Raw genomic sequence first — 16,009 nt, forward strand, 5'->3', positions numbered from 1 at the left:
TACGGGGGGATGTTTCGGCGGGGGATGTCCCGGCGGGGGGCCGGGGAACACTCCTTGGGGGATTCAGCTGTACGGCCGGCCCATGGCCGGGGCCGGCCGCGTGGGCGGGCTCCGGTCGGGATGGGCCGGCCGTACAGCCTTCAGTGTTGTCCCGCGCTCGGTGTGAAGCCCGTCCCGGACGGGAGGAGCATGCTTCGCAGCAGGTCCAGGTCCACGTCCACGAGGCTGCGCGCCACCGTGCGGCGCGGGGCCGGGGCGATGTCCGTGCGCGAGGGTACGGCGACGACGGCGCAGCCGGCGGCTTCGGCGGAGGCGACGCCGGTGGGGGTGTCCTCGACCGCCACGCAGTGTCCGGGGTCCACGCCGAGAGCGGCCATGGCCGCCTGGTAGGGGTCGGGTGCGGGCTTGGTCTCGGGGGTCTCACCGGCGGCGAACGAGGTGGCGAAGCGCTGCCGCCCCAGTGTGTCGAGGACGGTGTCCACGATCGTACGCGGGGAGGCGGAGACCAGTGCCGCGGGCACACCTGCGGCATGCAAGGTGTCCAGCAGACTCAAAGCCCCTGGCAGGGGCACGATCTGATGCTGGATCACTTCGGCAAAACGGCGTTCGAGCGTGTCGCAGAGCCGGTGCACATCGGTCGGGTTCCCGGTGAGGGAGGCGAGGTACGCGGCGCTGTCCTTCACAGCCCGCCCGAGCACGAAGGCCGCGACGGCCTCGCCGTCCAGGCGGAGTCCGAGCTCCCGGGCCTCCTCCACCACCGTCTGCTGCCAGAGCCCTTCGGTGTCGACGAGTGTCCCGTCCATGTCGAAGAGGACCGCGTGAAGATCCATGGGCAACGAACTTCCTCTGCGTGGTCCGGACGGCTTGGTGTGTGAGCGGTCCGGACAACTTGGTGTGGGAGTGGTCCGGATGTGACGGTCGGACGCCGAGCCCGCATGCCTCACTCCTCGGTCTCCCCCAGATCGGGGCGGTCACGCAGCTCCACCGTACGGGTGGCGCAGGCATGGAGTTCGAGGACGGTGATCTCGTTCCGTCCGGGCCGGAGCACCGGAGCGGGGACATACAGGGTGCCTTGGGCACCCCGGGACCAGTACCGGCCCAGAGCGAAGCCGTTGATCCAGGCGTGGCCCTTGGTCCAGCCGTCCAGGGCGAGGAAGGTGTCGGCGGGCCTCCCGATCTCGGCGTACCCGCGGTGGAAGGCCGGTCCGACCGGGGGCGATGCCGGGTCGAAGGGGCTGAAGTCCAGCGCGTCGAGGTGCTCCAGGGGAAGGGCGCGGCTGCGCCATTCGGCCGGCTCATGCCCGTTGACGGTGATGCGGCCCACGAGGCCCTTGCGGTCGTGGATTCCCGGCCCGTAGTTGACCCGGCCCTGGTTCTCCACCAGCACGGTCAGCTCTGCCCCCGGTCTGGGAACGAGGAAGGCGAGGGCCTGCTCGTGGCTCTCGCGTTCGAGGACGCCGACCGGCTGTCCGTCCACGTAGACCTGGGCGCGGTCGCGGACCCCGGCGGCATGGAGAACGGCCGGCCCCTGATCCGGGAGCCCGGCCTCGTACAGGACGAAGCCGAAGGACTGGCCGAGCTGTTCCATGGTGAGCGGGCGGTCGGCCTGCACGGCCTCGCCGAGGGCATCCGCCTGGTCCAGCAGGGATGCGCAGTCGGTGAGTGCGACCGGCCCGCGGGCGAGTTTCGGCGCGGGGGCGGGCACCGGCTCGTCGGGGACCGGTCCGTATTTCGCGATGACGTCGCGGAAGGCCGTGTACTTGGCGGTCGGATCGCCCGACTCGTCCAGCGGAGCGTCGTAGTCGTACGACGTGACCGTCGGCCGGTAGGTCCCCTTGTCGTTGGCTCCGTTGGTGAATCCGAAGTTCGTACCACCGTGGAACATGTAGATGTTCACGGAGGCGTCGGCGGCGAGCAGCCGGTCGAGGTCGGCCGCGGACTCCTCGGCGCCGCGCGTGGTGTGCTTCCCGCCCCAGCGGTCGAACCAGCCGATCCAGAACTCCGCGCACATCAAGGGCCCGTCGGGCTGGTGCTTCCTCAGTTCCGCGAGCCCGGACTCGACCCGGCTGCCGAAGTTGGCGGTGCGCAACACGCCTCCGAGGCTGCCGCGTTCCAGGTCCGTCGGCTGGTCGCACGTGAACAGGGGGACGTCCACACCGTGCTGGCGCAGCAGCCCGGCCAGGTCGGCGAGGTAGGCGGTGTCGCTCCCGTACGCCCCGTACTCGTTCTCCAGTTGGACCGCGAGGACCGGGCCGCCGCGGGTACCGAGGTAGGGCAGGAGGGGCGGCAGGAGTTCGCCGATGTACCGGTCCACGGCCCGCAGGAAGCGGGGGTCGCGGCTGCGGAGTTCGATGCCGTCCTCGGCGAGCAGCCAGGCGGGGAGTCCGCCTCCCTCCCATTCGGCGCAGATGTACGGCCCCGGGCGCAGCAGGACGTGCAGGCCCTCGGCGGCGGCGGTGTCGAGGAATCGGGGCAGGTCGAGACCCGCGTCCAGCCGGAACTCGCCGCGCCGGGGGGAGTGAAGGTTCCACGGGACGTAGGTGTCGATGGTGTTGAGCCCCATCAGGCGCGCCTTGTGGAGCCGGTCGGCCCACTGCTCCGGGTGGACGCGGAAGTAGTGCAGCGCGCCGGAGATGATGCGGAACGGGCGGTCGTCGAGACGGAAGCCGTCCGCGGCGATGTCCAGTCGTGGCATTGCTGTGGTGCTCCTCAGGAAGAGGGGAGTTGTCAGGGGTCGGTTCAGGCAGGGGCCCGGGGCAGCCCCGGGCACCCTTCTTCCACCGGCAGGTGCGCGTGCCTGTCGTGCCTGGGTGTGTTCGTGTGCGATCGCCGTCGGCGGCGGTCGCCGTGGTCAGCCCTTGAGGCCGCTCGTGGCGATGCCCTCGACGATGTAGCGCTGGGCGATCAGGAACATGACCACCAGGGGCGTGATGGTCACGACGGCTCCGGCGAAGAGACCGGGCAGGTTGATGGTCTGCGAGGTGAGGAACGTCGACAGGGCGATCTGGGCGGTCCACGCGGAGGGGTCCTGCCCGATGACCAGGGGCCACAGGAAGGAGTTCCAGCTCTCGATGAAGGCCAGCGCCCCGAGCGAGGCGAGCATCGCACCGGAGCTCGGCAGCGCTATCCGGCGGTACAGGCCGAACCAGCCGAGCCCGTCCAGCCGTCCGGCCTCCTCGATCTCGGCCGGGAACTGGAGGTAGAAGTTACGGAACAGCAGTACCGCGAACGGGTTGAACAGGCCGGGCACGATGATGCCCCACAGCGTGTTCACTCCCCCCATGGATCCGACCACCACGAAGGTCGGGACGAAGGTCACCGAGCCCGGGATCATCAGCGTGGCGACCACCAGTGCCAGCAGCACGCCGCGTCCCGGCACCGGGATCCGGGCGAAGGCGTAGCCGGCCGCCGAGGCGAGGAGGGTGGAGACGGGAGCGGTGATGGCGGCGATCAGCAGCGAGTTCGCCAGGGCTCTGCCCATGGACAGGGCCGGGTCGCTGAAGAGCGACGTGAAGTTCTCGAAGTGCATGGTCGACGGCCACCATGTCCACCCCGGTGACGCCAGGCCCTGGGCGTCCATCAGCGCGTTGCGCAGCATCAGGTAGAAGGGCATCAGGAAGGCCGTCATCAGCAGGCCCAACAGCAGTCCTCGCGCGGCCAGGCGCACTGCCCTCGGCAGCCCTCGTACGGTGCTCATCCCTCGCTCCTGCCGAATCCCGTGAAGCGCCCCTGAAGCAGGGTCACCCCGACGATGAGAGCGGTGAGCACGAAGGCCCCGGCCGATCCGAGGCCGTAGTCCTGGTTACCCATCGCGGTGTTGTACAGGTAGACCAGCGGAGTCTGGACGGGGGCCGAACCCGCCCCGCTGAGCCCGCTGTTGAACAGGTTGTAGAACTCGTCGAAGGCCTGGAACGAGGCGATGAAGAGCAGCATCAGCACCGCGACGGAGGTGTTGCGCAGCATCGGCAGAGTGATCCGGCGCAGCAGCCGCAGGCCGGTCGCGCCGTCGAGCGCCGCGGCCTCGTAGAGCTCCTTGGGGATGCCCTGGAGCGCGGCCAGGAAGAGCACCATGTAGAAGCCGACCTGGAGCCAGAGGCGGAGAGTGACGAGGACGATCCAGTAGAGCGGTGGAGAGGTCGTCTGCAGCCAGGGGGTCGCGTCCATGCCGAACCATCCGCCGATCATGTTGGCGATGCCGGACGGCAGCCCGTTGAACAGGCACATCTTCCACAGCAGGGAGGCGGCGACATAGGAGACGGCCGCCGGGATGAGGAAGGCGGTACGCAGCAGGGCCCGGCCGCGCCGGACCCGGTGGACCAGCAGCGCGAGCCCGAGGGAGGCGGCGAAGGTCACCGGCACGATGAAGGCCGTGAACAGCAGGATCTGGACGAGGGAACTGCGGAACGTCTCGTCGGAGAGCAGCTCCTGGTAGTTGTCCAGGCCGACCCAGTTGCCGATCCCGATGGAGCCGCGCGCCGTGCTGAGGCTGAGCAGGAAGCTCCAGCCGATGGCGACGTACTTGAAGATGCCGAGTCCGATCAGCACGGGTGCGGTGAGCAGCACGAATGCGCCCAGGGCGGACCGGCTGGTGCGGGGCCGACGGGCCAGGGCGGCGCCCCGCGGCTCGGCCGCGGGGCGCCCGGAACGCCCGGACTTCAGCGTGGTCCCCGGTGAGGTGCTCATCAGCTGCGCTGCTTGTCGATATCGGACTGTGCCTGCTTCGCCGCGCCCTCCAGGAGCCGCGCGGGGTCGCCCTGCCCTCCGACGATCTTGGTGGCGGCCGTGGTGAAGACGGTGCTCACGGCGGTGCTCCAGGTACCCGGGTTGTTCTTGCCGTACGCGGCGGCCAGCTCCACGGTCTCCTTGGCGGTGCCCTGCGAGAGCTTGTCGGCGGCAGCCGCCACGGACTTGCGGGGCGGGATGTGGAGGCCGTAGCTCTGGGACCAGTCCTTCTGCAGGTCGCTCTGCTGGATCCACAGCCACTGGACGAACTTCTTGGCCGCGTCCACCTTCTTGCCCTTGGCGTTGACACAGGTTGTCCAGCCGCCGACGCGCACGACAGGAGTACCGCCGGCCTTGAAGGCGGGCCACGGCATGACCCCGAAGTCGTCGCCGAGCGCGGTCTTGATGGCGGGCATGGCCCACAGGCCGCACCACTGCATCGGCACGACGTTCTGGGTGATGGCGGACGGGTCCCACCAGTCGGTCGTGAAGCCGAGCAACAGGGACTTGTCGTCGTGCAGGCGCTTGAGGCCGGTCAGGGCCTCCCGCGCCTGCGGGGAGTCGAAGACCGCCTTGCCGTTGTCGGCCACCAGGTCGCCGCCGTTCGAGCGGACGGCCATGATGGCGGAGTCGCCCAGCCCGTCGTTGCCGACGAACAGGCCCTTGTTCTTCTTGGTGGAGAGATCCTTGGCCGCGGTGGCGAGCGCGTCGAAGGTGGCGGGCGGGGTGATCCCGGCCTTGGACAGCCTGCTCTTGCGGTAGTAGAGCACCATGACGTCGTCGATCGTCTTGACGCCGTAGAGCTTGCCGTCGACCGTCACGGAGCTGACCGCGTTCTCATTGAAGTCGGCCTTGGCACTGCCGTAGAGGTCGTCCAGAGCGGCGATCTGTCCGCGGCGGGCGAGGCTCTCGCTGAAGTCGCCGATCTCGAAGACGTCCGGGGCCGCGTCGGTGAGCAGCGTCGCGTTGAGCTTGCTGGTGTAGTCCCCGGGGACCCAGCTGACCTTGACGGCGATGTCCGGGTTGGCCTTGGTGAAGGCGGTGGCGTAGCGCAGCACCGCCTGCTGCGCACCGGCTTCGCCGTACGCGTGGTACCAGACGTTCAGGGTCGTCCTCGCCCCTGACGACGAGGATCCGCCGGTCGGGTCGGTACTGCAGGCGGCGGTCACCGCTCCGGCGACGATCATCAGTGATCCGCCGAGGAAGCGCCGTCGGCTAAGCTCGGTTATGCGTGCACTCATGTCGCATCCTTCTGCTGAGGGTGAGCGGGATGTGGGTGTATCGACCTGGCCGATGCCCGTCATCAGTGCTTGCAGGCAGCGAAGGGCAGCGGCCGGGTACGTCGTGTTCAGCGCCGGGTGGTGCTCCGGAGCTCAGCCGTGGGTGGTCGGGGACGAAGTCTGGTATCCGGGGAACAGCGCCTGGATGCCCACCGCGGCGGCGCCGCGGGCCCACTCCTCCCAGGGGAGCGGGCGCAGGGACAGCGGGCAGTTCGCGGCCGTGCCGAAGGCGTTGGCGGCGTAGGCCTCCTCGATGTGCAGACCGAAGAGGTCGTAGGTTTCGAGTCCCTCACCGGTGACCACGATGCGTTCCGGGCCCACGAGATTGACCAGCGCGGCGATGCCGACCCCGATCGCGCGGCCGGCCCGGACGAAGGCCTCCCGCGCCGCGGGGTTCCCGTTGCGGGCCATCTCCACGACCTCGTCGAACTCCAGGGCCGGACGGCCGGTGCCACGGCGGACCGCCTTGAGAATCGCACCGGTCGAGGCCAGGGCCTCGACGCAGCCGACCGCGCCGCAGTGGCAGCGCGGGCCGGACGGGTCGACGGGGATGTGCCCCATCTCGCCCGCCACGCCGTAGGCGCCGGTCAGCAGCTGTCCGTTCACGACCAGTGCGGATCCGATACCGGCACCGATGGTGACCAGCGCGAAATAGCCGGTGCCGATGCCTTCCCCGAACCAGTACTCGGCAACGGTCAGAGCCTTGACGTCGTTCTCGACGGTGACCGTGAGACCGGTGGATCCGGTCACCATCTCGGCGAGGGGGATGTCACGCCAGCCGAGGCGGCCCGAGCAGCGGACCCGGCCGCTGCCGCGGTCCACGTCCCCCGAGACGGCGACTCCGAGGTGCCGGGTCCGGGCCCGGAACACGGGGTCGCTGTCGAGCAGTTCGTCGACCATCTCGGACAGCAGCGCGCACACGGCCTCGGGACGGCAGTCGCTCAGTGTCCGGCCGGCTGTCGCACGCACTCCGGCGAGCAGGTCGCACACCGCGCCGAACAGCCGGTCGCCGCTGATCTTCACACCGACGAAGAACTCCCGGTCCGGGGTGACCGCGAGCGGGTTGACCGGCCGGCCGGCCCCGGGAGCGGTGCGCTCCGGTGGGAGTTCGTGCAGATAGCCGTCGTCGATGAGAGGTCTCGCGGCTTTGGTGATGGCCGTCGAGGACAGTCCCGTCCGGCCGGCCAACTCACCTCGGCTGAGCGGTCCTTCGGCCAGCAACAGGGCCAGGACCGCGGTCTCGGCCGGCGCGGTGACCAGCGGCTGCGATTGGTTGGGAAACACGGGTGCAACGTAGAGCAAATAAATAACTTCGTCCAGTATTGATTTTGAACTCGGCCCCGCCCTAGGCTCGGGCCCGCTTCCATGGCTGCTGAAATGCCATCAAGGGCCTCCAGGGGCAACGGATTTCCGCTTGCACCGCCCTCCCTCCTGCCCTGCTCCTCTTCGCACCTCAGGGGACCCATCCGTGCTCGCCACGCTCCCGCTCGCTTCCTTCGATCCGCATCTCGGCCTCGCCGTTCTCCGCACGCCGAACAGCCTCTACGCCCTACGCGTCGGACCCGACGGCAGTCCGCGACACCTCCACTGGGGCGCTCCGCTCGACACGGCAGTGCTCGCCCAGCTGCCGGACGCCGTGTCCCCCGCCGCGAGCAGCTTCGAAGCCGACGCCGCCGCGGACGAGTTGGCCCCGCAGACCGGGCCACGGTTCGGACCGGCCGGCCTCCAGGTCCGTTTCGCCGACGGGACCCGCGGCGCCCAGTGGCGGTTCACCGGACACACGGTCGACAAGGGCGAACTGCGCCTGTGCCTGACCGATCGCCGCTACCCCCTCCGCGCCGAGCTGTGCTACCGGGTCCGCCCGGGAAGCGATGTCGTCGAACGCTGGGTGGAACTCACCCACACCTCGCCCGCGGACGGCGATGCCGGACCGATCACCATCGACCGGCTGGACTCGGCCTCCTGGACGGCCCCCGCACTCGCCGACTACCGGCTCAGCCACCTCGTGGGCGGCTGGAACAGCGAGTTCCAGCTGCACCGCGACCGGCTTCCCGTCGCCGAGACCGTCCTCACCAGCCGCCGGGGCGTCACCAGCCACCAGGCCAGCCCCTGGCTCGCCATCGACGACGGCACCGCGACCGAGGAGCAGGGCGCGGTGTGGAGCACCGCCCTGGCCTGGAGCGGGAGTTGGCGCATCACGGTCCACCGCGACGCGGTCGGCCGCACGACCTGGACCGGCGGATTCGGCCACGAGGGGCTCCACTGGACCCTGCGACCGGGCCAGAGCCTGCGTACGCCCGTCTTCGCCGGCCTCCACACCCCGGACGGCTTCGGCGCGGCCAGCCGAGCCTGGCACAGCTACGTCCGGGACCACGTTCTGCCGGAACCCGGCCGGGAGATGCCGGTCGTCTACAACTCCTGGGAAGCCACCGGCTTCGACGTCAGCCACGCGGGCCAGGTCCGGCTGGCCCGCATCGCCTCGCGTCTCGGCGCCGAACTCTTCGTCCTCGACGACGGATGGTTCGGCGAACGGCACAACGACCGGGCCGGGCTCGGCGACTGGACACCTCGCCACCAGGCCTTTCCCGATGGACTGCGGCCGCTCGCCGACGAGGTCCACCAGCTCGGCATGTCGTTCGGGCTGTGGGTGGAGCCGGAAATGGTCAACCGCGACAGCGAGCTGTACCGCAGCCACCCGGACTGGGTCCTGCACTCGCCCACCCGGGATGCGACCGAGCTCCGCAATCAGCTGGTGCTGAACTTCGCCCGTCCCGACGTCGAGACGTGGGCCCGCCAAACCCTTGACCGGGTCGTTCGCGACTACAGGGTGAGCTGGCTCAAGTGGGATGCCAACCGGGCGTTCACCGAGGCCGGATGGGATGGCCACCACGACCCCGACCGTCTGTGGATCGACCACACCCGGGCCGTCTACCGAATCATGGACCGGCTCCGCGCCGACCACCCCGGTCTGCGTATCGAGGCCTGCGCGGGCGGTGGCGGCCGTGTCGACCTCGGCATTCTCGCCCGTACGGACCAGGCGTGGACCTCCGACAACACCGATCCCGTCGACCGGATCGGCATTCAGTACGGCTTCAGCCAGCTCCACCCCGCCCGGACCATGGCGGCGTGGGTCACCGACAGCCCCAACACCGCCACCGGCCGAAGCACTCCCCTCCGGTTCCGCTTCCACGTCGCGATGGCCGGAGCACTCGGCCTCGGCGGAGACCTGACGGCCTGGTCCGACGAAGAACTTCGGGAGGCCACCGAACTCGTCGCCCAGTACAAGCGGATCCGTCCGCTTGTCCAGCACGGCCGCCAGCACCGCCTCGAAGGCACAGGCGGAGTGATGGCCGTCCACTACGCCGCCGAGGACGGTGGTGAACACGCCGTTCTCGCCTGGCGCCCCACGACCCGCTTCGGCCATCAGCCCGCCCCGCTCCGACTGCCCGCCCTCGACACCAGCGGCTGCTACCTGGACGTGGACCACGACCGCAGACACAGCGGTGCCGCCCTGGTCCACCGGGGCATCGACCTCCGGCTGCCCCCCGGTGACTACGCCAGCCGGCTGATCCGGCTGCGCCGGGTCGCCCCCTGACAGCCCTTCCCACCCGGCATCCACCCACAGAGACCTTGGACCGAGATATGGAAACCCGCCGCGTTCTGGTCGTCGGCATCGACGGCGTACGCCTCGACCTGCTGCCGCAACTGGACACCCCGCACCTGGACTCGATCGCCCACGCCGGCTTCCTGGCATCCGTCGAGGTGGACGATGCCACGCCGACCATGTCCGGCCCGTGCTGGACCACCATCGTCACCGGCGTCGGCGTCGCCAAGCACGGCGTCTGGGGCAACCGCTTCGGCGGAAACCGCCTCGACGTCTTCCCCGACTTCACCACCCGGCTGGCCGCCGAACACGGCCTGCGGACGTTCGCCGTCGGCGGCTGGGCACCCCTGTTCCTCGCCCAGCAGGGCGGCCCGGTCTTCACCGCTCCCAGCCGGCTGAGCTACATCGCCCCACGCGAGGAGACCCCGCAGGCCTGGGAGGAGTGCGACGAGGCCGTCGCAGCCGAAGCGGCACGCATCCTGGGCTCCGGAGAAGACCTCCACGCCGGCTTCGTCTACCTCGGCGCCGTCGACGAGACCGCCCACTTCCTCGGCTGCGGCCAGGAGTACCGCCGGTCGATCGAGACCGCGGACCAGCGCCTGGGAATGCTCCTCAAGGCCCTGCGCGACCGCCCCGGCCATGTCACGGAGCAGTGGACGATCATCGCGGTGACCGACCACGGCCACCGCGACGAAGGAGGCCACGGAGGACGCAGCGACCAGGAACGCACCGCATGGGTGGCCGCGTGCGGACCGGGCCTGTCCGCCGACAGGGCACCGTCGGCAGTCGGGCATGCCGACATCGCCGCCCACGTCTACGCGGCCCTCGGCATCGCACACGATCCGCACTGGACCCTGGACGGCACAGCCTTCACCGCATGAACCCGGCCCCCGGCCGGCCCCACCTCCAGGCCACCCCCACACACCCGCGCCGACGGAGGCCGTCGTTCCCGCCATCGCCCCCGTATCGCCCCCGTATCGCCCCCGTATCGCCCCCGTATCGCCCCCGTATCGCCCCCGCCGGACGACCAGGACGGCGGCCGGCCGGTTCCGCGCGGAGGCCGTCGTTCCCGGTGAGTCGTGAGAACGGCGCCGTCCGCCGGCACCGTTCTCACGATGGACCGGCCAGGGCGCCGGCACTGCCCCCCAGCGGAACCACTACTTCCACGGCTACTTCCACCAGCGCCTTCCACCAGCTACTTCCGCCAGCGCCTTCCACCAGCTACTTCCGCCAGCGCCTCAAGCCCGCCCGGGAACCCGTACGGGGACATCGGCCGCGAGCTCCGGATCCAGCAGGCCCTCGACCGTTGACGTGGAGATGCGCGCACGCCTTGCCATAACGAGGCAGGGTCTGTGGAGAGTTGTTCCGCATCGGGTCGATCTTGCACTCGGAGTGCGTCGCGCCCCGGGACGTCTTGTACATCTCGTTGTTGATGTCGGCGTACGTGAAGTCGATGCGCCAGTTGCAGAACCCGCTGCTGAGGGCCCCGATGAACGCACAGTCGACGCCGGCGTTCTGGTGCGTGATCTTCTTCCCGTCGCGCCACCCACGGTGTACTCGAAGGTCTGGACGGGAGTCGACCCGGCAGCCCCCGCATGCGCTTGCGACGGACTCGTCAGCATGAGCGCGCCAGCAACGGCGAGAGTGGTGACAAGCCTGGATGCGTACTGCGTGGCCATGATCTGGCCCCTTCCGACGGAGTGTCCCTGGTGATCGGAAAACCCCATCGAATGCGATCATGGTTCTGGACGCTGGGACGATTCACCGCCCCGAGTGATCAAACGCTGACGTGCTGACCAGCGAATCCGTACGCCTCAGTCAAGGGCCTGAAGGCGCACGCGGCGCACCACCTCGAATCAGCCACGCTTCTGAACACCGTCGGCCGGACACTTGCTGTCCGGCTGCAGAGCCCGTTGCGTAAGTTGACGGGGGCCGATCGACGGGGGAGAACATGGCGTGGGATGAGTGGGAGCAGATCAAGGAAGATGTGGCTACCCGCAGGGACGCCCAGATGCGGCTGAACCAGCTCGACCCGGGCGGGGGAGGCGGCGGCCGTCGGCCGGACCTGGCTTCCGACGCGGCGGCCAAGAAGGCGGCAGCGAAGGCCATCGATGATGACCTGGAGCGCAACGTCGAGAGGGACGGAAAGCACGCTGCGGAGAGCACGAACACCGCGATCAAGGAGTTCGGCGCCAGAGATGGTTACGGCTGGGACGCCTCTGGCGCGCTGAAGAGGGCACACGAGACCTGGGAGAAGCAGGTCAAGATGCTCCTCGGTCGGCTGGCCTCGGAGAAGCAGGCGCTGAGCAAGACCGGAATAGACTTCCAGAGCAACGATCTTGACATCGCCACGCGGATCGCTCGAGCTCGGCAGTCCGGGCTCCACGGCGCCTGACCCGTCGACCGGCCGGTTCCAGGGGGAAATGTGCCGACGTATCACGAAGTGATGAGTACCGACCTCTCCAAGCTCACCGCTGCCGCTGGCAAGTGGGAGGAGATGGCGAGCAAGTTCAAGACGATCGAGGACCAGTACAGGCGGGATGTCCATGGCGTCCCGCTCGGCGAGACCTGGCTGGGTCTCAGCGCCCATGCCGCCAATGACCGGTTCACCGTCACACTCAAGGAGCTCCAGGGAGCGCAGAAGGAAGCGAAGGCGGTCGCCGCCGTCCTCCGCGACGCCCATGCGCAGCTCACCGACCTCCGCAACAGGGTCGAGGCCGTACGCGCCGATGCCGTCAAGGACGGTATGAGGGTCTCCGACCAGGGCGTCGTCGCCTTCGACACCCAACGGCTCACCCAGAATGTGCGCACGGCGTACGTACACGACCCCGACTTCCAGGAAAGCGCCCGCACCGCGGCGAACGAATGGGCCCAGAAGCTCGCCGGGGCCGTGAAGGCCGTGACTGACGCCGACGACGGCATACAAGTCGCTCTCGACACCGCGGTCCTCGACTCTGACCCTTTGGACGGCACGTTCAACGGCTTCAACAGGAACCCCACGACGAGCCCCTACCCGTCTCTAGAGGAGGCCGGCAAGGCCGCCAACATACCCAAGGACCGGGAGGCGGTCGCGGAGTGGTGGCGCGACCTCGACCCCGTCACCCGCGGCATCCTGCTCCGCGAGCGCGGCGACGAGCTGCGAGCAGCAGGGATCATGGACTCCCTGTACAAGTGGCACTCCCCCGACCCAGGTTCCGGCCCCTTCAACGTGGAAGACCCCGCGCCAGGGGACGTGAAGTTCCACGCCTGGGCCCTCGGCATCGCCACGGCCGGCGACATCACCGGCGAAACCGGGGCCTCCCGCAACATGCTCCACTACCTTCGTGGCACCGGCGAGACCCTCGACCTCGACGTGAACCGCATGTTGCACGACGACGCCACGTTTCGGTCCGAGGTGGAGGGCATCCATATCGCCGACAACCAGGAGAAGTGGCGTAGGGAAGCCCTCGCCGAATTCGAGAAGGCCGGGGGTGACAAGCCAGTCACCATTCCAGTGGAAAGCAAGCACTACGGCGGCACGTTCACGAAGGACACCGACTGGTATCACGCCGTGGGGTCACACGAGCAGACCATTTCGGGCATGGTCACAGTCAAGCCCGGCGAGGGCGGCAAGCCCGAGATCTCACTCGATTACCAGGTCAATGTGTGGGACCGCTACAACTGGGACGAGGGAAAGTCGACGGACTTCCCTGGCGGAATCATCATCAAGGATGAGGACATGGGGCACCTCCACACCGTCGGCATCGCCCAGGAGTTTGACATGCGCGGCAGCAGCTCGACCTTCACCCACGACTTGACCAACCTCGTAGACCCTGCGGTAAAGCCGTCCGACCCCGGCCGAGAGGGCGGCCGGGGGGATGTGTCGCGAGGCGAAGAGGAGAACCGGTGAACACACGCCGCAAGACGTGCGGGACTCTGTTCGCCGTGCTGATCTCCACGCTACTTCTCACCTCCTGCTCCACCGCAGACCCAGTCCGCGCCACGCGCGCGAGCTCCTACTGGGAGAAGGGAGCAGGCGCCACCGAAGCAGCCGCGTTCATGAAGGTCCAGATCCCCGAGGGCGCCACCGAAGTGAAGGGGGCTGTGCAGGTCAACCCCCGAGAGGACGACTACATCCTCACCTTCCGCACAGACAGAACCACTGCCACGAACGTCGCGAAGGACCTGCGCTCCGAAGAGCCACCAGAGCCTTGGAACGTTAACCCCAAGTCGAGGCCCGAGCTCTTCGGACACCTCGGCCTCGCAGAGCCGGAGACGCTGAAAGGTGTGCTCCACGCGAACGTCTGCCCACCGTGCGTCAACGACTACCGACGGCGCAAGGTCGCACATCTGGAGATCCACATCGAGAACCTGGCCGACGACCAGGCCCGGGTATACCTGCGCGCGTTCTGATATTGCCTCCCGGCCTACGGCTCTCGGGCGCGACCGTACGGTTCAAGCATGAAGGTGACGGGTGCATCACAGCGGCTGGCCAGGTTCGCGTGGAAAGGGCGACACCTTTCACGGGCGCCTCACGGAGGACGAGAACGTCCTGGACGTGCTGAGCGGTAATCCGCTGAGCGGGATGCGGAGCCCACCGGCCGCCGCATCCCGCTCCACGACGTACGGCTGCTCGCCCCGGTCACCCCCGGGAAGATCGTCCCGGTCGGCCGGAACTACGCTGATCACATCGCCGAGTTGAGCCTCGACACGCCGACCGCGCCGCGTCTCTTCTTCAAGCCGTCGTCCACAGGGATCGGCCCGGGGGAGGCGATCCGCTACCCGGCCCAGTCGCACGAGGTGCACTACGAGGCCGAGCTAGCCGTGGTCATGGGCCGTACGGCCCGTAACGCCCGGTCGAGCGGGCGCTGGACTACGTCTTCGGCTACACCTGCGCCAACGACGCGACCGCCCGGGACATCCAGCGAGCGGAAGGGCAGCCGTCCTGGGCCAAGGCGTTCGACACGTTCTGCCCGCTCGGCCCCTGGATCACCTCCGATCTCGACCCGACCAAGCTCGTCGTGCGCTGCGAAGTCAACGGCGCCGAGCGGCAGTCGGCCGGGACGGACACCATGCTGCATCCGATCGCCTCGCTGCTGGCGTACATCACGGCGGTCGTGACACTGGAACCCGGGGACGTCCTCCTGACCGGCATGCCCGCGAGCGTGGGCCCGGTCGTTCCAGGCGACGAGGTGGCGGTGCACATCTCCGGCATCGGCTCCCTGGTCAATCCCGTGGTCGGCGCATAGCCCCGTTCACGCCCGCAGCAGCTCGGCGAACTCCCTGCCGGCGGGGAGCTGGCCGTGTCCGGCGGTACGGCTGAAGTCGGTGGCGTACTTCAGGAGTGCCGGTGCGGTGTTCGTCCGGCAGTGACGTCAGGGCCTGCGCGGCGCACCGCGGCCACCAGGCCGCCTTCACGCTTTTCCAGAGCAAGCGTCCGGAAGTACGGGTGGTTGCCAACCTGAGCGGCCACGAACTCCCAGATATCCCGGTGACAGACCAGGGTCACCGAAGCGACCCTTCCGGCCCTCATGATCGCCCAGACCTGTCCCGCCGAGCTGAAGGGATACGGCTCCTCCACGGGCTCGCCCGTGGTCGACTCGACGTCGGCTTCCCAGGGCGAACGGCGCCCCTCCTCCACCAGTCCGTCCGGGAAGTCCGCCCGGGGGCGGCCAACGCATCCGAGTCTGGCTCTTCCTCGGTCACGGCGGCCAACTCGTCATCCTGCGGCTGCTCAGGCTCCGGCCCCACCAGGAAGCCGACCTCGGGGGGATCGCCGTCTCCTGTCGCGTCCCCTTCCTCCTCGGAGCACCGATGAAACGTGCTTCTGCGTAACGACGAAGCGGTCGTCATCGTGATCACGGTGGTGGCCGTTTTGCTGTGCGTTGTGTCAGGTCAGAGGCGGCTCGGGATTCCAGCTCCTTTGTGGCGGGAGGCCCGCAATGCCCTATCCACCGACGCGGTGGAGTAGTCAGTCAGGAAGGGCGCAGTCAGCAGGGGATCAGTGCCTGCCGCCACCAGCCGAGCGGAGCGATGGCATGGAGGCCCGGCACGCCCCTACTGAGGTGACCCCTGTGGTGTGGACACACCTGACAATGGATCTTGCTGATCCTGGAAGGTGTAGATCTACGTGGCACGGCCCTCGAAGTACAGTGCGGAGTTCCGGTCCGACGCGATCGCGTTGTGGCGGGCTTCGGCCGGCAGGCGGACGTTCAAGGACGTCGCGGCTGATCTGAACGTCAACCCCGAAACGCTGCGGACCTGGGTGCGTGATGCCGACGGTCGTGCAGTCGCCGCAGGCGCGTCGCAGGACACCGAGGCCGAGTTGGCCCGGCTGCGCGCGGAGAACGCGCGGCTGGCCAAGGCGGAGAAGGAATGGCAGCTGGAACGCGAGATCCTGCGTCGGGCAGCGGCCTATTTCGCC

At 68.9% G+C, this 16,009-nt stretch carries 13 protein-coding genes and 2 pseudogenes; 8 read left to right on the forward strand and 7 right to left on the reverse strand.

Going from position 1 to position 16,009, the window contains the following annotated elements; all coding sequences use genetic code 11:
• Positions 1 to 140 precede the first annotated feature (140 nt).
• The 6 genes from ACIGJO_RS16070 to ACIGJO_RS16095 all read right to left on the reverse strand — a co-directional run bounded on the left by ACIGJO_RS16070 (position 141) and on the right by ACIGJO_RS16095 (position 7,286).
• Positions 141 to 830: an HAD family hydrolase gene (locus tag ACIGJO_RS16070; protein WP_399958081.1), complete on the reverse strand. Its 690-nt coding sequence runs from the start codon at positions 828 to 830 to the stop codon at positions 141 to 143.
• A 110-nt stretch (positions 831 to 940) separates the two neighbouring features.
• A complete protein-coding gene (locus ACIGJO_RS16075; RefSeq protein ID WP_399958084.1) occupies positions 941 to 2,695 on the reverse strand; it encodes a beta-galactosidase family protein in 1,755 nt (584 codons plus the stop codon).
• Between the two features lie 156 nt (positions 2,696 to 2,851).
• Positions 2,852 to 3,697 carry a carbohydrate ABC transporter permease gene (locus tag ACIGJO_RS16080; protein ID WP_399958087.1) on the reverse strand — a complete coding sequence of 282 codons (846 nt, stop codon included), beginning with the start codon at positions 3,695 to 3,697 and terminating at the stop codon, positions 2,852 to 2,854.
• Positions 3,694 to 4,683: a carbohydrate ABC transporter permease gene (locus ACIGJO_RS16085; protein WP_399958090.1), complete on the reverse strand. Its 990-nt coding sequence runs from the start codon at positions 4,681 to 4,683 to the stop codon at positions 3,694 to 3,696. Before ACIGJO_RS16085 ends, ACIGJO_RS16080 begins: the two co-directional genes overlap by 4 nt.
• Positions 4,683 to 5,963 (reverse strand): ABC transporter substrate-binding protein, encoded by a 1,281-nt coding sequence (locus ACIGJO_RS16090; RefSeq protein WP_399958093.1) that lies wholly within the window; start codon positions 5,961 to 5,963, stop codon positions 4,683 to 4,685. The genes ACIGJO_RS16085 and ACIGJO_RS16090 overlap by 1 nt, the downstream gene beginning before the upstream one ends.
• A gap of 132 nt (positions 5,964 to 6,095) precedes the next feature.
• Positions 6,096 to 7,286, reverse strand: coding sequence for an ROK family protein (locus ACIGJO_RS16095; protein ID WP_399958096.1), 1,191 nt, complete (start codon positions 7,284 to 7,286; stop codon positions 6,096 to 6,098).
• Between the two features lie 184 nt (positions 7,287 to 7,470).
• On the opposite strand from ACIGJO_RS16095, the gene ACIGJO_RS16100 reads away from it, so the two are divergent.
• The 7 genes and pseudogenes from ACIGJO_RS16100 to ACIGJO_RS16130 all read left to right on the forward strand — a co-directional run bounded on the left by ACIGJO_RS16100 (position 7,471) and on the right by ACIGJO_RS16130 (position 14,834).
• A complete protein-coding gene (locus tag ACIGJO_RS16100) occupies positions 7,471 to 9,597 on the forward strand; it encodes an alpha-galactosidase (RefSeq protein WP_399958099.1) in 2,127 nt (708 codons plus the stop codon).
• Positions 9,598 to 9,644: 47 nt separating this feature from the next.
• Positions 9,645 to 10,487, forward strand: coding sequence for an alkaline phosphatase family protein (locus tag ACIGJO_RS16105; RefSeq protein WP_399958102.1), 843 nt, complete (start codon positions 9,645 to 9,647; stop codon positions 10,485 to 10,487).
• Between the two features lie 1,070 nt (positions 10,488 to 11,557).
• Positions 11,558 to 12,001: a hypothetical protein gene (locus ACIGJO_RS16110; RefSeq protein WP_399958105.1), complete on the forward strand. Its 444-nt coding sequence runs from the start codon at positions 11,558 to 11,560 to the stop codon at positions 11,999 to 12,001.
• Between the two features lie 51 nt (positions 12,002 to 12,052).
• Positions 12,053 to 13,495 (forward strand): hypothetical protein, encoded by a 1,443-nt coding sequence (locus tag ACIGJO_RS16115; protein WP_399958108.1) that lies wholly within the window; start codon positions 12,053 to 12,055, stop codon positions 13,493 to 13,495.
• A 35-nt stretch (positions 13,496 to 13,530) separates the two neighbouring features.
• Positions 13,531 to 13,998, forward strand: coding sequence for a hypothetical protein (locus ACIGJO_RS16120; RefSeq protein ID WP_399958111.1), 468 nt, complete (start codon positions 13,531 to 13,533; stop codon positions 13,996 to 13,998).
• A 195-nt stretch (positions 13,999 to 14,193) separates the two neighbouring features.
• Positions 14,194 to 14,379: pseudogene (locus ACIGJO_RS16125) on the forward strand (fumarylacetoacetate hydrolase family protein); the annotation flags it as partial.
• 74 nt (positions 14,380 to 14,453) lie between these two features.
• Positions 14,454 to 14,834, forward strand: coding sequence for a fumarylacetoacetate hydrolase family protein (locus ACIGJO_RS16130; RefSeq protein WP_399958178.1), 381 nt, complete (start codon positions 14,454 to 14,456; stop codon positions 14,832 to 14,834).
• Positions 14,835 to 14,923: 89 nt separating this feature from the next.
• On the opposite strand, the gene ACIGJO_RS16135 is transcribed toward ACIGJO_RS16130, so the two are convergent.
• On the reverse strand, positions 14,924 to 15,226 hold the full coding sequence (locus ACIGJO_RS16135) for a hypothetical protein (protein ID WP_399958113.1): 303 nt from the start codon (positions 15,224 to 15,226) through the stop codon (positions 14,924 to 14,926).
• 489 nt (positions 15,227 to 15,715) lie between these two features.
• Between ACIGJO_RS16135 and ACIGJO_RS16140 the strand changes: the two are divergent.
• Positions 15,716 to 15,877, forward strand: a pseudogene (locus ACIGJO_RS16140) (transposase); the annotation flags it as partial.
• Positions 15,878 to 16,009: the final 132 nt, after the last annotated feature.

The sequence above is a fragment of the Streptomyces sp. NPDC079020 genome (assembly GCF_044542225.1).
Lineage (GTDB): Bacteria > Actinomycetota > Actinomycetes > Streptomycetales > Streptomycetaceae > Streptomyces.